Here is an 18,495-nt window from a genome sequence, read left to right as displayed (position 1 = left end):
TCTTCCTCGGAAGGCGGCGGGCGGGTCGGGCCGGTCAGGCCAGGTTGTGCAGGCGGGTGAGCGGCAGGTCGGCGGCGTGGTGGATGCCGATGGGCCGGCCGTCCACGAGTACCGAGTCGGGCGTGGTGGGAACCCGGACATCGGGCACCGCGGTGTTGGCGACCATGTCGTGGCGGGTGAGCCCGCGGCTGTCGCGGATCGGGCTGTAGCGCACGCCTCGGGGCAGCGCCTCCCTGGCGGCGCGGTCGTCCAGGCAGGCCTGGGAGACGAAGACCCTGGACAGCCGGCGCGGGGCCCCGCCGAGGCCGCCGAAGTAGGGCTTCATCATCCGCGGCTGGGTGAGCCGGGTGGACCCCGAGCCCGAGCCGGAGACCCCCCACGCGACGAAGCCCGACTTCAGCACCAGCTCCGGCTGGGCGCCGAAGGAGGCCGGCCGCCACAGCACCATGTCGGCGATGCTCCCGGGCCGCAGCGCCCCGACCTCGTGCGCCATGCCGTGCGCGATGGCCGGGTTGAGGGTGATCTTGGCCAGGTAGCGCAGCACCCGTTCGTTGTTGACGACGCCGGGCCCGGCCTGCCCGGCCAGGTGCGCCTGGACGTGGGCCACCTGCCAGGTGCGCCGCGCCGTCTCGGCGATGCGTCCCATGCCCATGGAGTCGGAGTTGACGATGCTGATCGCGCCGAGGTCGTGCAGCGCGTTCTCGGCCGCGATCGCGTGTTCGCGGACCCGGCTCGCCGCGATCGAGACGTCGCTGTCCAGGCCGTGGTGGCCGCGGTGCACGGTGAGTGTCATGGGCAGCAGTTCGGCGACGGTGGCCGGGGTCAGCGGCAGTGTGGGCGTGGTGGAGGAGGTGAGGACGTGCGGTTGGCCGACGATCTCCAGCAGGTCGGGGTGGCCGCCGCCGCCCTCGACGTGGTAGGCGTGCACGGTGCGGCCGCGGGTGGCCAGGAGCGTGTCGGAGAGGTAGCCGGACTCGTTCAGCGTGTCGGTGTGCAGGGCGACCGGCAGGTCGGCCTGCTCGGCGACGCCGAGGCAGGTGTCGACGATGCGCGGGGTCGCACCCCAGTCCTCGTGGATCTTGAAGCCGCCCGCGCCGGCCAGGACCGCGCGTTCCAGCAGCTCGGTCGAGGAGGAGGAGCCCCGGGCCAGGAACGCCACGTTGACGGGCGCGTCCCGCCAGCCCTCGATGAGGCTGTGCAGGTTGTTGGCGGGGTTGGCGCCGACGTCCCACACGCCGCCGATCCCCATGCCGACCAGGGAGGTGACGCCGGCCGCCAGCGCGGCGGGGACCACCTCGGGGCTGGAGAGGTGGACGTGGGAGTCGACGATGCCGGGAGTGGCGATCAGGCCCTCACCGGTGATCATCGCGGTGTGGGAGTCCACGACGAGCTCGACGCCGTCGGTGGTCTCGGGGTTGCCGGCCCGGCCGGTGCCGACGATGCGGCCGTCCTTGACGCCGATGTTGGTCTTGCGCACGCCGATGAGCGGGTCCAGTACGAGCACGCCGAGGACGACCATGTCCAGGGCGCTGTCGCGGGGCGCCCTGCCCGCGACGAGCAGGCCGTCGCGGGCGGTCTTGCCGCAGCCGCCCAGCAGCTCCTCGCCGGGCTCGGTGTCGTCGCCCTCCACGCGCACCCACAGGTCGGTGTCCGCCAGCCGCACCGTGTCCCCCGTGGTGGGGCCGTACAGGGACGCGTAGTCGCGCCGGGGCAGCCTGTTCATCGTTGACCTCCTCGCGCGACGATGGCCACGCTCTGCGCCTGGTCGGGCCGGAACTCCACGGAGCGGCCGGCCGGGACGTCCAGCCGGTGGCCGCGGGCGGCCTCCCTGTCGAACTCCAGGGCGCTGTTGGCCTCCTCCAGCGGGAAGTGCGAGGAGACCCAGATCGGGCGCCGCCCGCGGTTGGTGACGGTGATCCGCCGCCGCGCGCGGCCCGGGGCCAGCTCGACGTCGGCCTCGGCCGCGACGACGGCCCCCGGCCCGTCGGCCTCGGCCGGGCCGAACGGTTCGGGGACGTGGATCAGCGAGGAGCCGTGCGGGAACAGCGCCTCGACCTGGATGCTCGGGACGGCCGCCGGCACGCCGGGCAGGAGCCGCTCCGTCGGCACGAGCCGCCGGGCGCGGGCGACCACGTCCTCCAGGGCGGCGCCGTCCCAGGCCATCTCCAGGATCTCGTCGCAGACCAGGGCGATCGCCTCCGTCGCACCCAGCGGCGCGCCCCGCGCCAGTCGGCGCCGGGCGAGCTCGGCGGCGGTGAACAGCGTCAGCCGCTCCTGCTCGCGTGGCGTCAGGTGCATCGCCCGCTCCTCTTCCTCGTTGCGGTGCCCGTGCGCGCGCCCTGCGGCGGCACCGCCGTCCCGCGGCCGACGCGGGACGGCGCCGACGTGCGGCGTCGCACTCCGATGCACACCACGATGCCCCGCCACCGGGTGGGAGACAATGACGAAACACAGCGGAGTGCGGAGTGGATAATGGGCTAATGCACAATGAACGACGTTTTTCCGACGGCGCGCGGGATCCCGTAACCCCGGGGGAGGGCCACGGCGACCCGTTCGCCGCCCCCGTGCCCGAGGAGCTGCGCGTCCTGGTCCGCGACTGCATGGACGACCTCGACGAACTGGTGGAGGTCTTCGTCGCGGAGGTCGGCGCGTTCGAGGCCTACCGCTCCACGGTGCCGGCCGACGACCTGCGCGAGACCGCACGCGCCTCCCTCGAACTGCTGCTCCGGCTGGTCGGCGGGCTACCGGCGCCCGAACGGCTGCGCGAGGTCTCCGAGCGCCTCGGCCGCCGGCGGGTGCACCAGGGCGTGCCGCTGGAAGAGCTGCTGCAGGCCGTGCGGATGGACTTCCGGGTGCTGTGGACGGCGCTGCTGGAGCGGATCCGGCCGGCGGACCTGCCGGCTCTGACGCGCGGCGCGGTCCGGGTGTGGGAGGCCGTGGAGTTTCACACCGTGCATGTGCACACCGCCTATCTGGACGAGGTCGCCGTGCTCGCCAGGGAGCGGGAGCGCGAGCGCACCGTGCTCATGGGGCGGCTGCTGTCATCGGACGGGCGCGACCAGCAGCTCGTCGGCCAGGTGGCGACGGCGCTGCGGGTGGACGCGCATGCCGACTTCGCCGTGGCGGTGGCCCCGCCGGCCTGGCAGCGGAAGCTGCGCGAGGCGGCCGCGGCCGCCCGCGCGGCCGGTGCCGTGGTGCACCTGCACGACCACCGGGGTGCGCTGGTACTGGTGGCGGAGCTGTCCCGGGACCGGGGCGGGGTGCCGCCGCGGTGGCTGGAGTCCGTTCCGTGCGCGGTCGGGCCGGTGGCGCGCGGACTGGCCCGGGTCTCCCGCGTGCTGCGCGCCGCCGAGGAGCTGGCCGCGGCGCTGGACGAGGACGTGACCGGGGCGGTGACGCTGAGCGACGGGTGGACCGGCGTGGCGGCCGCGCGCCTGGACGAGATCGGGGAGCTGCTCACCGAGTCGGTGCTGTCGGGGCTGGCCGGGATCTCCGAGCACGAACGGCGGCGCCTGCTGGAGACGGTGGCCGCCTACTGCGACTCCGGTTCGATCACGGCGGCGGCGCGGGCCCTGTTCTGCCACCGCAACACGGTGCTCAACCGGCTGAACCGGTTCGCCGAGCTCACTGGCCACCACCCGACCCGCCCGCGCGAGGCGGCCACCGTCCTCATCGCCCTGGAGTGCGCGCGGCGGGCACCGGCCGCATGACCGCCGCCCGGCTACGCGGCGTTCGCGGCCGCGACGAGGACGAGCAGCAGCGCGGTGGCCGGGAGCCCCTCGAACAGACCCGCGAACCCGATCGTCGGACACCGGTCAGGTGCGGCGGCAGGCGTCGGCCTGCTCGATGAGCCGGTCCATCATCCGGCGCACCACCTCGGGGTCGGGCTGGGGCAGGCCGGCGATGGCCGTGAGGTAGAGGCCGTCCCCGACCAGCCGGATCGTCTCCGCCAGCACGGGGTCGTCGATCTCCTGATGCAGCAGCTCCGACCATTGGGCGAAGACGTGGTGGATGAGCCTGCGGGCCTCCTCCGAGACGTCCTCCTTGCTGCGCAGCGCCGCGATGATCGACCAGTAGAGCGCGGCCTCCTCCGAGGACTCCGGCAGGGATGTCCGCAGGAACCCCCGGACCACGCCGCCCTCGGTCTCGACCGCCTCGCCGAACTCCTCCTCCGCCCGGTCGGCGAGCCTGCGGACCAGGCCGGTCATCATGGCCGTCTTGGACGGGAAGTGGTAGAGCAGGCCGCCCTTTGACACGCCCGCCGCGGCGGCGACGGCCTCCAGCGTCACGGCGGAGCTCCCCTCCTCGATCAGGATGTCCTGGAGGGCGTCGAGGATGCGGTCACGCGTTGTAGAAGCACTCACGATTGACACTGTACCGGCCGGACGGTTTAGAATACTGCTCCGTATATTCATCCGCTCATCCCATGGCCATGCGGCCGCACACGGCCCCACCGACCAGAAGAAGCAGAGGAAAGATGAGTTCCGCCGTAGCCCGGACCCAGGCGACCCCGCACGGCGGCACGCCGAAGGCCGGGCCCCGCGAGTGGGGCGCCCTCGCTGTGCTGGCGCTGCCGGTGCTGCTGATCTCCGTCGACATGACGGTGCTCGGCTTCGCCGTGCCCGCCCTGAGCGAGGAGCTGGCCCCCACGGGCACCCAGTTGCTGTGGATCGTCGACATCTACTCGTTCGTTCTGGCCGGCCTGCTGGTCACCATGGGCACCCTGGGCGACCGCATCGGGCGCCGCCGGCTGCTGCTGGTCGGTTCGGCCGGGTTCGGCGCGGCCTCGCTGGTCGCCGCCTACGCCTCCAGCGCGGAAGTCCTGATCGCGGCGCGCGCCCTGCTCGGCCTCGCCGGGGCGACGCTGATGCCCTCGACGCTGTCGCTGCTCCGCAACATCTTCCTGGACCCCCGCCAGCGGCTGCTCGCCATCGCGGCGTGGGCCTCGATGTTCTCGGCCGGCTCCGCGCTCGGCCCGATCCTGGGCGGCTGGCTGCTGGAGCACTACCACTGGGGCTCGGTGTTCCTGATCAACCTGCCGGTCATGGCGCTGATCCTGGTGCTGACGCCGATCCTGGTCCGGGAGTCGCGCGACCCGAGCCCCGGCCGCTACGACCTCCCCAGCGTCGTGCTGTCGATGGCGGCGATCCTGCCGGTGGTCTACGGCGTGAAGAAGATCGCCGACGGCGGGCCGTCGGTCGCGTCGGTCGCCGCGATCCTCGCCGGCCTGGTGCTGGGCCACCTCTTCGTCCGCCGCCAGCTCCGCCTGGACGATCCCATGATCGACGTCCGGCTGTTTCGGATCCGGGCGTTCAGCGTGGGCGTGGCCACGAACCTGATGGTCGTGTTCGCGCTGGTCTCGTCGCTGTTCTTCCTGACCCAGTACCTGCAGTTGGTTCAGGGCATCAGCCCGTTGCGCGCCGGCGTGCTGCTGCTGCCGGGCCTGTCCCTGGCGGTGGCCGCGCACTTCGTCGCGGTCGCGCTGGCGCGCAGGCTGCGCATGGGCACCGTCATCGCGATCGGGCTGGCGCTGACCGCCGCCGGGTTCGCGCTGCTGGCCCGGTTGCCGCTGGACAACGGCACATTGCCGGTGGTCGTCGCGTTCGCGCTGATCGGCGCCGGGGTGGGCGTCTCCGACACGCTGACCAACGACGCGATCATGACCGCGGCCCCTCCCGCCCGCGCCGGCGCGGCCTCGGCGATCTCCGAGACCGCCTACGAGCTCGGGGCCGCGCTGGGCATCGCGGTCCTCGGCAGCGTGCTCACCGCCACCTACCGCCTGAACCTCGACCCGGTGCCCGGTGTGCCGGCTCCGGCCATGGCCGAGGCCCGCGAGACCCTGGGCGGCGCGGTGACGGCGGCCCGGGGGCTCGCGCCGGAGAACGGTCCGGCGCTGATGGAGGCCGCCCGGACGGCGTTCACCGACGGCATCCACGTCACGAGCCTCATCGGCGCGCTGATCGTGGCCTACGCGGCGGTGCAGGCCGGCGTCCTGCTGCGGCGCTCCGGGTCCCGCACGCGGTGACGGAGGAACGGTGGGCACGCCGGTGCCCGCCGCCCGGACGGCGGACAGCGGCTCCGGTCCCTAACCGGCCTGCTCCGACTCCGGTGGCGCCGGCGCCACCTCGTCGAGGCGGCGCTGCAGCGGGACGGTCCGGCCGAAGGCCAGGAACTCGCGCACCAGCAGCGGTTCCGGGTGGCGCTGCGGCAGTATCAGCCCGACCTCGGCCACAGGCTCCGGGTCGACCAGCGGCAGCGCCCGCATCCCCGGCGGCAGGCCGAAGGAGCTCAGCCAGGCGTGCGGAAGCACGCCGAACCAGCCGCCCTCGCGCACGTGGGCGTAGAGGCCCGGCACCGAGTTCGTCTCGGCCCGCACCCTCGGCACCGCGTCCAGTCCGCGCAGCACCGCGTCGACGGTCCGGCGGCACTCGTGGTCGGGGGTGAGCAGGCACAGCGGCAGGTGCGCGATCTGCTCCCAGCTCACCGCGGCGCATCCGGCGAACCGCCCTTCCACACCGGTCAGCAGCAGGTAGCGCTCGCGGTAGAGGGGCACCGCCATGCCGGGGACCGCGGGCGGGTCCGCGCCGAGGTAGGTGATCCCGCAGTCGATCTCGTAGTCGGCCAGCCCCCGGCGGATCTCGGGCGCCGGCATGTCCAGCACGCTCAACCGGACCCGCGGGTGCTCGATCCCGAAGGGGACCGTGACCATGGCGACCGCGCCGATGGCCGCGGGGACGACACCGATGCGCAGCTCCCCGGTGTGGCCGTCGCGCATGCTCCCGACGTCGGCGGCCAGCCCGTCACGCTCGGCGAGGATGCGGTAGGCCCAGCGCAGCACCCGCTCACCTTCGGGGGTGAACCCCTCGAACCTGTTGCCGCGGCGCACGATCGGCACGTCCAGCTCGGCTTCGAGCTTGCGGATTCCGGCCGAGAGCGCCGGCTGGGAGACGTGGCAGGCCAGGGCGGCGCGCGCGAAATGCTGCTCCCTGGCCAGCGCCGTGAGGTACTCCAACTGCCGAATCAGCATCCCGCTCCTCGCGCGCCGCGAGACCGGCGCCGGCGGACACGGCCGACCGGGGCCGGAACCGAGGGGCGGTCCGGCCCCGGCGCGCGCACCGCGGCATCCGGCCTCGGTGGAATCCGGCGCGGTGCGGGCCCGGCGCTCACCTCTGCTCACGTCTCAGTTGCAACGATGTTCCCGGACACCACCGAAGAGAGGTCGGTCACACATTCTGGTGTCTCAGAGCACACGGCGCCAGAGGGCTGCGGCACATTCGCGGCCGTCCGCGGCAGAACCGGGGGACCCCTCCGGGAGCGCGGCGCCGCCGGGCCGGTTCACTCGGCCGGAGCCGACTCCGATGCGGCCTGCTCGTGGTAGGTGCGCCGAGTGGTGTCGGTGTGCTCCCGCATCAGCCGCGCGGCCTCGTCCTCCCGGCCGGCGGCGATGGCGTCGATGATCTCGGCGTGCTCGTCCCAGGCGTCCTTGCCCCGCTGCCGGACGACCAGGGCGTGGTACCAGCGCACCCGGCGCGCGACCTGGCCGGCGAGTTCGGCGAGGACGCTGTTGCCGGACAGCTCGGTGATGCAGCGGTGCAGGTCGGCGTTTGCGTCGACCATGGCGTCGGTGTCGCCGACCTCCAGCCCGGCCACGCCCTCGCGCCACAGCTCCCGCAGCCGCTCGACCCCCTCGCCGGCGGCGTTGCGCGCGGCCAGCCGCGCCGACTCGGTCTCCAGCAGCGCGCGCACCGCCAGGAGCTGCTCGGCCTCGCTCTCGGTCGGCTGGTGCACGAACGCGCCGTAGCCCGGGCGCAGGTCGACCCACCCCTCGTTGCTCAGCCGCTGCAGCGCCTCGCGCACCGGCTGGCGGGACACCCCGAGCCGGTCGGCCAGTTCGTTCTCCACCAGGTGCTGCCCCGGCGGCAGCTGCCGGCGGGTGATGAGCTCCAGGAGTGCCTCATAGACGCCTTCACGCAGTGGCACCGGTCGCTGCACCCGGTTCGTCAGCAGCCCCTTGGAAAGCCGGGTTGAGGCCATAGATGTGAGACTCCGTATCCGTCACGCCGGAAATCAGCGGGGTCAATGGGGTAGTCGTGCCCCGCAGTCTACTCAGTGCCGGGCCACCGCTCCCGCTCCCGGACGGCCGCCGGCCGGTCACCTGCTCGACGAGCCGCGTTCCAGCCTCATCACACCGGCGGGGCGGCACAAGGGGACCAAAGTCCCGTTCCCGACCGGTCCCCCCGCTAGCGGGGCAGCCACAGCAGCTCCGCCGCCGGCCCCGTCCAGTCCGGCGGGACCACGGCGAGGGCGTCGGCCATGGCGGCGCCGCGCAGGACGCCCGGGCGGTCGTGGCCCACCGGCTCGGCGTGCCCGCCGTCGGCCCGCACGGCGATCAGCCGGGTGTCGCGATGGTGCGGCGCGACACCGGCACCGTCGCGCAGCGGCAGCGTCCTGGGCGGCGCGGCGCCGGGGTCGAGCCGCCCGGTCAGTGCCGCGAGCACCGGCACCAGCAGGGTCAGCGCCGCCGCCAGCGCCGCGTTGGGGTTGCCGGGCAGTCCCACGACGACGGGGCCGGGCGCCCGCTGCGGACCGAAGTGGCCGAGCAGTTGGGGATGGCCCGGCCGGCAGGCCACGCCGTCGACCACGACGGTGACGTCCAGCTCGGCCAGTGCCGTCCGGAGGTGGTCGGCCGGACCGGTGGAGGAGGCGCCGCACACGACGACGACCGAGACGTCGGGTCGGCGCGCGGCGCTCTCCAGCGCCGCCGCCATGGCGCCGAAGGTGTCGTCGACGTAGCGGGGGTCCTCCAGGGCCGCACCCGCCCATCCGGCGAGGCCGGGCAGCATCGGGCCGATCGCGTCGCGCACCGTGCCGGGGGCCGGGAAACCGGAGCGGCTGAGCTCGTCCCCGGTGATCAGGGCGGCCACGCGCGGGCGGCGGACGGTCAGGGCGTCGTGGGCCAGGCTCGCGGCGAGGCCCAGGACAGCGGGGGTGACGGCCGTGCCCGCCGGCAGCACCGTCGCGCCCGACGGGACGTCCTCGCCGGCCCGGCGCACGTGCCGGCCGGGGACCGCGTCCCCGTGGACCGCGTCGCCGCGGCGCTCGGCGTTCTCGTAGGGCAGCACCGATTCGGTCCCGTGCGGCACCCGCGCGCCGGTGGCGACCTCCACGGCCCGGGAGCGTCCCAGCTCCTCCGGGGGCGCCTGCCCGGCCAGCACCCTGCCGACCACCGTCCAGGGCCCGGGCCCGGCGACGGCGTAGCCGTCCATGGCGGAGGCGTCGTAGGAGGGCACTCCGACCAGGGCCGCCAGGTCCTCGGCCAGCACGGCCCCCAGCGCCTCGCGCAGGGGTGCGCGCACCGCCTCCGGACGGGCGCAGCGGCCCCCGATGTCGCGTGCGGCCTCCCTGGCCGCGGCCCATGGCGTCACCGCCCCGTGGCCGTGGCAGCGGGTCGTGGTCTCGTGCCGTCGATCGGCGTCCCCGTGAACTCGCACGTCTCTCTGTATATCGCCGACCGTCGGCCGCGGTTCCGTTCACCACGCGGGTCCGGCGCGGGGAACCGGTCGGGTCGCCCCCCTCACCGGACCCGCCCGACTGTGGCCCAGGTCGCGCCGGTGCGCCCGGCATTCTGATTTGCCGTCTGCGCAGATTCCGCTAAAGTTCTAGGTGCAGGAAGGGCACCGGGCCGGTGAACGGCGCGGAACCGGCCGGCACGCGGACGTGGCTCAGCTGGTAGAGCATCACCTTGCCAAGGTGAGGGTCGCGGGTTCGAATCCCGTCGTCCGCTCGGAGATCAGGGGGAGCCTCGCGGCTCCCCCGTCTGAATCCGGTGGAGTGGCCGAGAGGCGAGGCAGCGGCCTGCAAAGCCGTCAACACGGGTTCAAATCCCGTCTCCACCTCCGAGGAACACTCGGGCGGTTAGCTCAGTTGGTTAGAGCGCTACCTTGACACGGTAGAGGTCACAGGTTCGAATCCTGTATCGCCCACGAGTCGGCCCGCGTCGGTCGGCGGCTTTCGGCCGCCTGCCCCGCGGGCCGCTGCGTTTGCTGTGCTTGCCGTGCTTTCCAGGGGGACGTCTCGCCCCCAATGCGGATCACACCCGCAGACTCGCTGTCCAGGTGGAGCGGCGGGCCGGTACCGGCCCGCCGCTCCGGTGTTTCGCGCCGGGATCCTGCGGGCACCGCACATCCGGGTCGAGTACGACGGAGGGAGCCGGATGCCGGTCGGCGCCGAGGTGGAGCGGGCGCTGGTGGTCATGGCGCACCCGGACGACGTGGACTTCGGATGCGCCGGGACGATCGCGCTGTGGACGGACGCCGGCATCGAGGTGAGCTACCTCATGGTCACCGACGGCGACGCCGGCGGTGACGAGCGCACCGGGGACGGCGCGGACATGGCGCGCGTGCGCCGGGCCGAACAGCGCAAGGCCGCCGAGATCGTCGGCGTGCACGACGTGCGCCACCTGGGCTACCCCGACGGGCGGCTCGTCCCCTCCCTGGAGCTGCGTCGCGACATCGCCCGGGTCATCCGGCAGGTCCGGCCGCAGCGCATGATCATTCCCAGTCCGGACCGCAACTGGGAGCGGATGGCGCCCAGCCACCCCGACCACCTGGCGGCCGGTGAGGCGGCGATCAACGCGGTCTACCCCGACGCCCGCAACCCGCACGCCCACCCGGAGCTGCTCGCGGAGGAGGGCCTGGCCGCATGGACGGTCCCGGAGGTCTGGCTGTCCAACGGGCTCGCGCCCAACCGCTGGCCCGACATCACCGGGACCTTCGAGCGCAAGATCGCGGCGATCGCCGCGCACGCCAGCCAGGTCTCCGACGTCGAAGGGCTGAGCGGCGCGATGCGCGACTGGCTGGCCGCCAACGCCGCCCGGGGCGGCCTGCCCGAAGGCCGCCTGGCCGAGAGCTACCAGGTGGTCTCGACGCTCTAGCGTCCTGAGTCGCTGTTCGATGAACCCTGTCGTGCCGGGGTAGTGCGCTCAAGACTCATCGGGTTCCCGAGGTGGCATTGGCGAAGCTGCCCGCGGACCGCGTCACTCCCCTACCGTGTCCTGCTCCGCAGGCTCCGCGGTGTGACACAGCAGGGACCCCGCCGCGGCCCTGATGATCCGAGCACTCTACCTCCGCTGAAATACACATCGGATCAGCGACTCGGCACACTAGCCGTGTTGTCCGGCGGTCGGCTCCAGCGGGAGTTCGCACCACACGACCTTGCCCCCGGTGGGCGGCAGGTAGTGTCCCCACCGCGCGCTGACCACGTCGATCAGGTAGATGCCCCGGCCCTCCTCGGCCTCCGGGCCGACGTCCTTGAGGACCGGGGGGCGGGTGTCGGAGTCCCAGACCGAGAGGCGCAGCACCTCGCCGTCGACCCGCAGCTCCAGCATCACGGTGCCGAGGTTCGTGAGCTCGCTGTAGCGCGGCGTCCGCGTCCCGGTGGGGCCGGTGGCGTTGACCGCGTTGGTGACCAGTTCGGAGACCATCAGCTCGGCGCTCTCCAGGAGGTCGACCAGCCCCCATTCCTTGAGGCACTGCAGGGCCTCCCTGCGGGCGCAGCCGACCGCGGTGGGCATCGCGACGTAGCGCACCATGCGCACGTGGCCGGGGCCGGGACCCGTCATCACCGACGACCAGAGCTCCGCGCGCGGCGCCCGCACTCCGCAGGCGCCGGCGGTCTCCGCGTCCGTCCGCGGCGGTTCATGAGCGCTCCCCCGATCCGAGACGTCGGCCGACCGCGGCGCCGATTTTCGCGCCCTGCGTTGACCGGCCGGCGTTCGCGCAGTTCGCAGCCAATTGTAGTAACCGGGGCCGCCGGGCCCGGAAGGCTCCCGCCGTTTGTCCGCGGCCGGTGAAACCGCCTGCGGCGAGGGCATCGCACGATCATCGTGGGGTAGAACCGAAGACCGTAATACTCACCCGACTGGGAGGTATCCGTGGCTCAGGCGCCATCTCCATATGACTTTCTTCCCGACGTGCCGTCGTTCACCGTGACCAGCGACGACGTCTCCGACGGCCAGACGCTGCCCAAGGCCCAGGTCAGCGGGATCATGGGCGCGGGAGGCGAGGACGTGTCACCGCACCTGGCGTGGAGCGGCTTCCCCGAGGGCACGAAGAGCTTCGCCGTGACGTGCTTCGATCCCGACGCGCCCACGGCGAGCGGGTTCTGGCACTGGGCGGTCTGCGACATCCCGGCGGGCACCACCGAGCTCCCGTCCGGCGCCGGGGACGAGAACGGCTCCGGCCTGCCGCAGGGCGCCGTCACGATCCGCAACGACGCCGGCGGCAAGCGCTACATCGGTGCCGCTCCGCCCTCCGGGCACGGACCGCACCGCTACTTCTTCGTGGTGCACGCACTGGACGTGGAGTCGCTGGGCATCGACGACACCGCGAGCCCGGCGTTCCTCGGCTTCAACCTCTTCTTCCACACGCTCGCCCGAGCGGGCGTCACCCCCGTCTACGAGCAGGCGTGACCGACCGTTGAGGGGCCGCCCCGGCGGGGCGGCCCCTCAACGCGCCCGCTCGGGCATCCCGTGGAACGCGTCCGAAAAGCAGCACACCCCCGACCGAAGCGAAAGGCCGAACGAGCATGCCGATCACGCCCCCCGCCCCCTCCCCCGTCACCACCGTGGTCTTCGACTACGGCGAGGTCATCTCGGTTCCGCCGCCCGAAGAGGTCCGGGCGAAGCTGGAGCGGCTCAGCGGAGCGCGGCCCGAGGAGTTCTGGGCCGCGTACTGGGCCGAGCGCCGCGCCTACGACGCCGGCGTTCCGGCGTCGGAGTACTGGGGCAGGGTGGCCGGGCGCATCGGCGCCGAGTGGGACGCCGCGCGGCGCCAGGAGATCTGGGCCGCCGATGTGGGCGGCTGGCTCTACGCCTCGGCCGCCAGCGTCGCCGTCCTGGACCGGCTCGCCGGCCACGGCGCCCGGCTCGCACTGCTGTCCAACGCCCCCTCCGACATCGCGGGGGCGCTGCGGGCCTCGCCCCTGCTGGAGCCGTTCGACGCGCTGTTCTTCAGTTGCGACGTCGGCGTCTGCAAGCCCGACGCCGCGATCTACACCCACGTGCTGGAGGAGCTGGGGGCCGCACCGGCGGAGACGGCGTTCATCGACGACCGCGAGGAGAACATCCTGGCGGCCAAGGAGCTGGGCATCGACGCCCACCACTACGCCGGGACCGCCGACATGGAGGCGTTCCTCACCGACCGCCTGGGCCCGTTCTGACCCGCATCGCGGGGCTCCCCCCACGCCGAACCGGGCCATCCGGTTGTCCTGGGAACCGGAACCGGCCATAGCCGCGCACGTTCAAGAACAGGGACCTACCCTCGAAGGACGAAGACCGTCGGTCCCCGCTCACCACGCAGATCCGCACCGATCACCCCCACAAATCCAATATCGATCGGAAAGGTTCACCGGTGTCTGCTGAAGAGCTTTCCGGGCAGCCGACCGTCGTGGTCACGACCGCGGGCTCGGCCTCGACCTCAGGAACGATCCTGCACCTGCGCGAGCGCGGTTACCGGGTCGTCGCAACCGACATCGACGCCACCGCACCGGGACTGTACGTGGCCGACCGCGGCTACCTGGTGCCTCCCGGCGACACCGACGACTTCCTGCCGGAGATGCGCGGAATCTGCCTCAAGGAGGACGCGGCCGCGGTCGTCCCGCTGGTCGACGAGGAACTCGCCGTCATCGGTGAGCTGGAGGACGAGGGCATCGCCGTCTTGCTCCCCCGCTCCGGCTTCGTCACCGCCTGCCTGGACAAGTACGCGCTGATGAAGCGGCTGGCCGAGGTCGGCATCCCGGTGCCGGCGACCCGGCTGGCCTCGGACTGGGCCGGCGACCTGGAATTCCCGCTCGTGGTCAAACCGCGCTCGGGGCGGGGCAGCAGGGGCGTGGCCGTGTGCGAGTCGGCCGCCGAACTGGGCCGACTGCTCAAGGACGCCCCCTACTCCGCGGGCGACCTCGTCCTGCAGGAGCAGATCACCGGGCCGGAGTTCACCGTCTCCGTCGTGGCCTGGCGCGACGGCGCGGTGCAGGCCGTGGTCTCCAAGGAGATCATCCTCAAGCGCGGGGTCACCAAGTTCGCGGTCACCCGGCGCAACGACCGCGTGGCCGAGGTGTGCCGCGCCGTCCAGCGCGAGCTCCGGGCCGACGGCCCGTTCAACGTCCAGCTCGCCCTGGACGCGGCGGGAGAGCCCTTCATCTTCGAGATCAACCCGCGCTTCTCCTCCACGGCCCCACTGACCGCGGCCTCCGGCGTGGACGAGATCGCCGGGCTGCTCGGCCAGGCCCTGGGCGGCGGGCCGGCGCTGACCGACAAGTGGCACGAAGGACTGGTCATGGTGCGCCGGTGGGCCGACGAGTTCGTCGACGAGGCGCACTTCGGCTCGCACGGCTTCAGGCCCGGCCGCGAGATGCCGGACTACCTGGGGCCCGTCGTGCAGGCCCTCCGATGAACACCGACCGGCCCGGCCGGATCGCGCACGAGCTCGCCGACGCGCTGTCGTGGGCCGTGCTGGAGGTCGGCGTCCTGCTGCGCGAATGGCGTGCGGACTCCCGGGCCACCAGCGGCTCCTGGGAGGGGCTGCAGTTCAAGGCCGGGGCCGACGCGATGGCGCACGACGCCCTCAGCTCGCGGCTGCGGGCGATCGATCCGGGGATCCCGGTGCTCAGCGAGGAGGATCCGGCCTCGCTGGCGTCCCGACCCGACCGGTACTGGCTGATCGATCCCGTCGACGGCACGGCCAGCTACGCGCACGGCTTCCCCGGCTACGTCACCCAGGCCGCGCTGATGGCCGACCGCGGACCCGTGCTGTCCGCCATCTACGCCCCCGAGCCCGACGTCATGTACGCGGCCGTGCGCGGCATGGGGGCCACGGCGAACGGGCACTCGCTGCTGCCCTGCGGCGCCGCGCCGCCGGGCAGCGGCACCCTGATCGACAACACCCCCGAACCGCGGGGCATCGCCCGCGCCGTCCACGACCGCTTCGGCTACACCGCCTACCTGGAGTGCGGGAGCATCTCGCTGAAGCTGTGCAGGATCGCGGAGGGGTCGGCGCACCTGTTCGTCAAGGACGTCCCGGTGCGCGACTGGGACGTCGCCGCCCCGGAACTGCTGCTCGCGGAGGTCGGCGGCGCGCTGCGCAGACTGGACGGGTCGGCGTTCGACTACAGCGGAGGCTTCGAGCACACCGGACTGATCGGCGCGGCCGACCCCGCCACGTGCGCCGCGGTCGCCCGGTGGTACCGCGAGAGCGGCGGGGACGGGCTCCGGTGACATCGGCGGCGTCGGCCCGTCATCCGAAAGGCGTAGTGCGGACCGGCCGGATGAAGGATGTGCGGCCCGGTCCCGGATTCCTAGACTGGCGCTCACGGCGCGCGCCGAAGTCCGTCGCGGCCGCGCGGGGGGAGTGAGGAAAGTGGAGGCGCATCCGGTGCCGGGGGAGATCAGTTCGCAGGACCACATTCGCGCCGCCGACGCCGACCGCGACGCCGTCGCCGAACGCCTCGCCACCGCGCTCGCCGAGGGCCGCCTGGACCTGGAGGAGTACGACCTGCGGTTGAGTTCGGCCATGCGGGCCGCCACCCTGGGCCAGCTCGAACCGCTGACGGCCGATCTGCCGCTCCGGCAGGAGGCCCGCTCCCCCGAGCCCCCGGCCTCCGATGCCGGCTCCGGCGACGCGTCGCCGTGGCGGGAGTGGTTCGACGAATGGCGCTCCTGGCTGGGCGGGGCCGTCATCATGGTCGCCATCTGGGGCGGAACCAGCCTCCTCAACGGGGAGCCGCAGGCGTTCTGGCCGGTGCTCCCGCTGGGGATCTGGGCGGCGATCCTGATCGCCGGCCTGTTCTGGCCCCAGCACGACGGATGCGGCGGGAAGAGCGGGTGACCGGCGTTTCGCCGGCGGCGCCGGACGACCGCCTCACTGATGTTTGACGATCGCGTTCGCACAGGCCGCCGGCCGTCGCAGTGCGCGCAGGCCGCCGGCGGCGCAGCAGGTCCGAGCCATGGAAATCCCGCCCAGCCCCGCGAACGCGGCGGTCGGGGTTCGATCGGCCCCTGACGCCTTTTCACCCGTCCCACCACGGCGTATCGTGAATTTTCCCATCATCGGTGCGTAGGGGGTGGGCGTTGGACGACGAACGCGTTCCGCAGAGCCGCATGCGCGCCTCGGACGCCGACCGCGACGCCGTCGCCGAGCGTCTCGCGATCGCTCTCACCGAAGGCCGCCTCGACCTCGCCGAATACGAGCGCCGCCTGGACCTGGCCATGCACGCCGTCGTGCTGGGCGACCTCGCGCCGATCACCGCCGACCTGCCCGAGCCGCCCGCGCCCGGAGCCGAACCGGCCGACCTCGTCAAAGCGGGCCACCTGCCGGTCGTCTCGCCGTGGAAGGACTGGATCGACGAGTGGCGGTGGTGGCTGGGCGGCGCCATCATCATGACCGGGATCTGGGGCGTCACCAGCGTCATCGGCGGGGCCCTGCTGCCGTTCTGGCCGCTCGTTCCGCTGGGGATCTGGGCCGCGATCCTGGTCGCCGCCGCGGTGTGGCCGGACGAGAGCTCGGGCAGCCGCCGCTGAGCGCCCGGCGCCGGGCCCGCATAGGCTGGTCGTCGAGAAGGGCCGCATTGTCGAACCGCTGCGACGATTCCGCGTGAAGGTGAGGCGAGCATGGACGACGATCGCGTTCCCCCAGAGCGGCTGCGTGCCTCCGACGCCGACCGCGACGCCGTCGCCGAGCGTCTCGCGGCCGCCCTGTCGGAAGGCCGGCTGGACCTGACCGAGTACGGCGAGCGCCTGGATTCGGCGATGCGGGCGAAGACGCTGGGCGAGCTCGCGCCGATCACCGCCGACCTCCCCCCGCCCGCCCCCGTGGAGCGCGGCTCCGACCAGATGGACCCCGCCCGGCTCGGCGCGGCCGACGTGTCGGCCAGGACGTGGCGCGACCGCTTGGAGCCGTGGCGGGGACTGGCCGGGGTCTCCGTCATCATGATCGGGATCTGGGGCGTCACCAGTGTCCTCGCCGGAAGCCTCCTGCCGTTCTGGCCGCTGTGGCCGATCGGCTTCATGTTCGTCTTCGCGCTGGCCAACGCGGTGAGCGGCGAGACCGGCGGGAACAGGGACGACGGTTAGGGCGCCGGTCCCGGCGTTGTCCGGTCCCGAACCGGCGGTCGCGCCTGCGACCGCGTCGGGACCGGCGGGGGAAGAAGGGTCATCCCGCGGCGTGCAGCCAGCGCACGGGGGCGCCGTCGCCGGCGTAGCGGAAGGGCTCCAGCTCCTCGTCCCAGGCCCGTCCGGTGAGGCGGTCCAGTTCCTCGGCCAGGTCGACGCCCTGCGCCGCCGCGCGCTCCATCGCGTTGCGCAACCGCGCCTCGGGCACCAGCACCTCGCCCAGGGCGCTCGTCACCGCCGAGAACACACCGAGGGTGGGAGTGTAGGCATAGCGCACTCCGTCACATCCGGGGCTGGGCTCCTCCGTGATCTCATGGCGCAGCCGCTGCCAGCCGTTCAGGGCCGAGGCGATGGCACCGGAGGTACCCGGCGCGCCCTGCCAGTTGAGCTCGGCGCGGTAGGTCCCCGGGGCCGCGGGCTGTGCCTCCCAGTCAAGTTTCACAGGTACGCCAACCACGCCCGCGACCGCCCACTCGACGTGTGGGCACAGCGCCGCAGGCGCGGAGTGGACGTACAAGACGCCACGTGCGGACACCGAACCTCCTGATACGAACGAGTGCGCTTCCCCGACGCCCTCGTACCCACAGAGGAGATGTCCGTGTTGGGTATTCTCCTCGCCCTATTGTGCCCCATGAGTATCACCGGCACCAGGGCCGTCGGTGGCCGAAACCGGCAGACACCCCGCAACCGCCGTGCCGAACGGTTAGCGTGTTCCTCCGGCGTGGCGGGATGTGTGATTTTACTGGGGGTACGGGTGAGTGACCAGCCCCAGGACGCGACTTCCATCGCGGACCTGGTGAAGCGGGCGGCCGAGAGCGACGACCGGGCGTGGGAGGAGCTGCACGCGCGCTACTCCGGGCGGCTGTGGGTGGTCATCCGCTCCTACCGGCTCTCCTTCCACGATTGCCAGGACGTCGCCCAGACCGTCTGGTGCAACCTCAGCGAGAACCTGACCCGGCTGCGCGACCCCGCCCGGGTCGGCGCGTGGCTGGCCGTCACCGCGCACAACGAGTGCCGCAGGCAGGTCCGGCTGCGTCGGCGGACGCACCCGTACGACCCCGGCGGGCTGGACCGCCCCGACCACCGCAGTCCCGAGGCCGTCCACCTCGCCGCCGAAGGCGCCGCGGCCGTGTACGGGGCGCTGAGGCGGCTGGACCACCCCGACCGGCTCGTGGCGCTGCTGCGCCTGGAGGCGCCGGAGCTCGGCGCCGACGAGGTCGCCGAGTTGGCCGGCGTACCGGTCGGCGAGCTCGGCCGCATCAGGCGCCGTGCGTTCCGCCGACTGCGCCGGCTGCTCAGCGAGTGGCCGTGAGCTGGGCACCGCGCCGACC

Annotated in this window: 19 protein-coding genes and 3 tRNA genes; 14 read left to right on the top strand and 8 right to left on the bottom strand. The window is 73.2% G+C overall.

Annotated elements, in window-relative coordinates:
• Positions 1-34: 34 nt before the first annotated feature.
• Positions 35-1,723: an urease subunit alpha gene (locus HDA32_RS07910; RefSeq protein WP_179642576.1), complete on the bottom strand. Its 1,689-nt coding sequence runs from the start codon at positions 1,721-1,723 to the stop codon at positions 35-37.
• Positions 1,720-2,298: an urease subunit gamma gene (locus HDA32_RS07905; protein ID WP_179642575.1), complete on the bottom strand. Its 579-nt coding sequence runs from the start codon at positions 2,296-2,298 to the stop codon at positions 1,720-1,722. The genes HDA32_RS07910 and HDA32_RS07905 overlap by 4 nt, the downstream gene beginning before the upstream one ends.
• Before the next feature lie 182 nt (positions 2,299-2,480).
• Between HDA32_RS07905 and HDA32_RS07900 the strand changes: the two genes are divergently transcribed.
• Entirely contained in the window at positions 2,481-3,710 is a 1,230-nt protein-coding gene (locus HDA32_RS07900; RefSeq protein WP_179642574.1) for an RsbRD N-terminal domain-containing protein, read from the top strand.
• A gap of 105 nt (positions 3,711-3,815) precedes the next feature.
• Here HDA32_RS07900 and HDA32_RS07895 read toward each other — a convergent pair whose 3' ends face one another.
• Complete coding sequence (locus HDA32_RS07895; protein WP_179642573.1) at positions 3,816-4,364, bottom strand: TetR/AcrR family transcriptional regulator; 549 nt, start codon at positions 4,362-4,364, stop codon at positions 3,816-3,818.
• Positions 4,365-4,477: 113 nt separating this feature from the next.
• Between HDA32_RS07895 and HDA32_RS07890 the strand changes: the two genes are divergently transcribed.
• Entirely contained in the window at positions 4,478-6,025 is a 1,548-nt protein-coding gene (locus HDA32_RS07890) for an MFS transporter (protein ID WP_179642572.1), read from the top strand.
• Positions 6,026-6,085: 60 nt separating this feature from the next.
• Here HDA32_RS07890 and HDA32_RS07885 read toward each other — a convergent pair whose 3' ends face one another.
• From HDA32_RS07885 to HDA32_RS07875, 3 genes are all read right to left on the bottom strand, one after another.
• On the bottom strand, positions 6,086-7,027 hold the full coding sequence (locus HDA32_RS07885; protein WP_179642571.1) for a LysR family transcriptional regulator: 942 nt from the start codon (positions 7,025-7,027) through the stop codon (positions 6,086-6,088).
• A 308-nt stretch (positions 7,028-7,335) separates the two neighbouring features.
• Positions 7,336-8,034: a GntR family transcriptional regulator gene (locus tag HDA32_RS07880; RefSeq protein ID WP_179642570.1), complete on the bottom strand. Its 699-nt coding sequence runs from the start codon at positions 8,032-8,034 to the stop codon at positions 7,336-7,338.
• A gap of 206 nt (positions 8,035-8,240) precedes the next feature.
• Entirely contained in the window at positions 8,241-9,491 is a 1,251-nt protein-coding gene (locus HDA32_RS07875; protein ID WP_376766943.1) for a molybdopterin molybdotransferase MoeA, read from the bottom strand.
• 220 nt (positions 9,492-9,711) lie between these two features.
• On the opposite strand from HDA32_RS07875, the gene HDA32_RS07870 reads away from it, so the two are divergent.
• The 4 genes from HDA32_RS07870 (at position 9,712) to HDA32_RS07855 (ending at position 10,933) form a co-directional block, all read left to right on the top strand.
• Positions 9,712-9,784 (top strand) — tRNA-Gly (locus HDA32_RS07870).
• Between the two features lie 41 nt (positions 9,785-9,825).
• Positions 9,826-9,896, top strand: a tRNA-Cys gene (locus tag HDA32_RS07865).
• Between the two features lie 13 nt (positions 9,897-9,909).
• Positions 9,910-9,983: transfer RNA gene (locus HDA32_RS07860), tRNA-Val, on the top strand.
• Between the two features lie 230 nt (positions 9,984-10,213).
• Positions 10,214-10,933 carry a PIG-L deacetylase family protein gene (locus HDA32_RS07855; protein ID WP_179642569.1) on the top strand — a complete coding sequence of 240 codons (720 nt, stop codon included), beginning with the start codon at positions 10,214-10,216 and terminating at the stop codon, positions 10,931-10,933.
• A 228-nt stretch (positions 10,934-11,161) separates the two neighbouring features.
• Here HDA32_RS07855 and HDA32_RS07850 read toward each other — a convergent pair whose 3' ends face one another.
• Entirely contained in the window at positions 11,162-11,620 is a 459-nt protein-coding gene (locus HDA32_RS07850; RefSeq protein ID WP_179642568.1) for an ATP-binding protein, read from the bottom strand.
• A 312-nt stretch (positions 11,621-11,932) separates the two neighbouring features.
• Between HDA32_RS07850 and HDA32_RS07845 the strand changes: the two genes are divergently transcribed.
• From HDA32_RS07845 to HDA32_RS07815, 7 genes are all read left to right on the top strand, one after another.
• Entirely contained in the window at positions 11,933-12,469 is a 537-nt protein-coding gene (locus tag HDA32_RS07845; protein WP_179642567.1) for a YbhB/YbcL family Raf kinase inhibitor-like protein, read from the top strand.
• A 116-nt stretch (positions 12,470-12,585) separates the two neighbouring features.
• On the top strand, positions 12,586-13,218 hold the full coding sequence (locus HDA32_RS07840; protein WP_179642566.1) for an HAD family hydrolase: 633 nt from the start codon (positions 12,586-12,588) through the stop codon (positions 13,216-13,218).
• Between the two features lie 227 nt (positions 13,219-13,445).
• Complete coding sequence (locus tag HDA32_RS07835) at positions 13,446-14,450, top strand: ATP-grasp domain-containing protein (protein ID WP_179646540.1); 1,005 nt, start codon at positions 13,446-13,448, stop codon at positions 14,448-14,450.
• Entirely contained in the window at positions 14,447-15,271 is an 825-nt protein-coding gene (locus HDA32_RS07830; RefSeq protein WP_179642565.1) for a 3'(2'),5'-bisphosphate nucleotidase CysQ family protein, read from the top strand. Before HDA32_RS07835 ends, HDA32_RS07830 begins: the two co-directional genes overlap by 4 nt.
• 187 nt (positions 15,272-15,458) lie before the next feature.
• On the top strand, positions 15,459-15,881 hold the full coding sequence (locus tag HDA32_RS07825) for a DUF1707 SHOCT-like domain-containing protein (RefSeq protein WP_179646539.1): 423 nt from the start codon (positions 15,459-15,461) through the stop codon (positions 15,879-15,881).
• 272 nt (positions 15,882-16,153) lie between these two features.
• Positions 16,154-16,573: a DUF1707 SHOCT-like domain-containing protein gene (locus tag HDA32_RS07820; protein WP_179646538.1), complete on the top strand. Its 420-nt coding sequence runs from the start codon at positions 16,154-16,156 to the stop codon at positions 16,571-16,573.
• 90 nt (positions 16,574-16,663) lie between these two features.
• Positions 16,664-17,125: a DUF1707 domain-containing protein gene (locus HDA32_RS07815; protein ID WP_179642564.1), complete on the top strand. Its 462-nt coding sequence runs from the start codon at positions 16,664-16,666 to the stop codon at positions 17,123-17,125.
• 79 nt (positions 17,126-17,204) lie between these two features.
• On the opposite strand, the gene HDA32_RS07810 is transcribed toward HDA32_RS07815, so the two are convergent.
• Complete coding sequence (locus HDA32_RS07810) at positions 17,205-17,699, bottom strand: DUF3145 domain-containing protein (protein ID WP_179642563.1); 495 nt, start codon at positions 17,697-17,699, stop codon at positions 17,205-17,207.
• A 219-nt stretch (positions 17,700-17,918) separates the two neighbouring features.
• Between HDA32_RS07810 and HDA32_RS07805 the strand changes: the two genes are divergently transcribed.
• Positions 17,919-18,476, top strand: coding sequence for an RNA polymerase sigma factor (locus HDA32_RS07805; protein WP_312863085.1), 558 nt, complete (start codon positions 17,919-17,921; stop codon positions 18,474-18,476).
• The last annotated feature ends 19 nt before the right edge of the window (positions 18,477-18,495 follow it).

Source organism: Spinactinospora alkalitolerans (assembly GCF_013408795.1).
Classification (GTDB): Bacteria; Actinomycetota; Actinomycetes; order Streptosporangiales; family Streptosporangiaceae; genus Spinactinospora; species Spinactinospora alkalitolerans.
The sequence above is the reverse complement of the archived record's forward strand: the minus strand, read 5'-3'. Positions and strand labels throughout refer to the sequence as shown.

What these genes read in the sequence shown, in the direction of transcription:
- HDA32_RS07910 (WP_179642576.1), bottom strand. Translation starts at nt 1,723, where the DNA reads ATGAACAGGCTGCCCCGGCGCGACTACGCGTCCCTGTACGGCCCCACC.
- HDA32_RS07905 (WP_179642575.1), bottom strand. Translation starts at nt 2,298, where the DNA reads ATGCACCTGACGCCACGCGAGCAGGAGCGGCTGACGCTGTTCACCGCC.
- HDA32_RS07900 (WP_179642574.1), top strand. Translation starts at nt 2,481, where the DNA reads ATGCACAATGAACGACGTTTTTCCGACGGCGCGCGGGATCCCGTAACC.
- HDA32_RS07890 (WP_179642572.1), top strand. Translation starts at nt 4,478, where the DNA reads ATGAGTTCCGCCGTAGCCCGGACCCAGGCGACCCCGCACGGCGGCACG.
- HDA32_RS07885 (WP_179642571.1), bottom strand. Translation starts at nt 7,027, where the DNA reads ATGCTGATTCGGCAGTTGGAGTACCTCACGGCGCTGGCCAGGGAGCAG.
- HDA32_RS07880 (WP_179642570.1), bottom strand. Translation starts at nt 8,034, where the DNA reads ATGGCCTCAACCCGGCTTTCCAAGGGGCTGCTGACGAACCGGGTGCAG.
- HDA32_RS07855 (WP_179642569.1), top strand. Translation starts at nt 10,214, where the DNA reads ATGCCGGTCGGCGCCGAGGTGGAGCGGGCGCTGGTGGTCATGGCGCAC.
- HDA32_RS07850 (WP_179642568.1), bottom strand. Translation starts at nt 11,620, where the DNA reads ATGACGGGTCCCGGCCCCGGCCACGTGCGCATGGTGCGCTACGTCGCG.
- HDA32_RS07840 (WP_179642566.1), top strand. Translation starts at nt 12,586, where the DNA reads ATGCCGATCACGCCCCCCGCCCCCTCCCCCGTCACCACCGTGGTCTTC.
- HDA32_RS07830 (WP_179642565.1), top strand. Translation starts at nt 14,447, where the DNA reads ATGAACACCGACCGGCCCGGCCGGATCGCGCACGAGCTCGCCGACGCG.
- HDA32_RS07820 (WP_179646538.1), top strand. Translation starts at nt 16,154, where the DNA reads ATGCGCGCCTCGGACGCCGACCGCGACGCCGTCGCCGAGCGTCTCGCG.
- HDA32_RS07815 (WP_179642564.1), top strand. Translation starts at nt 16,664, where the DNA reads ATGGACGACGATCGCGTTCCCCCAGAGCGGCTGCGTGCCTCCGACGCC.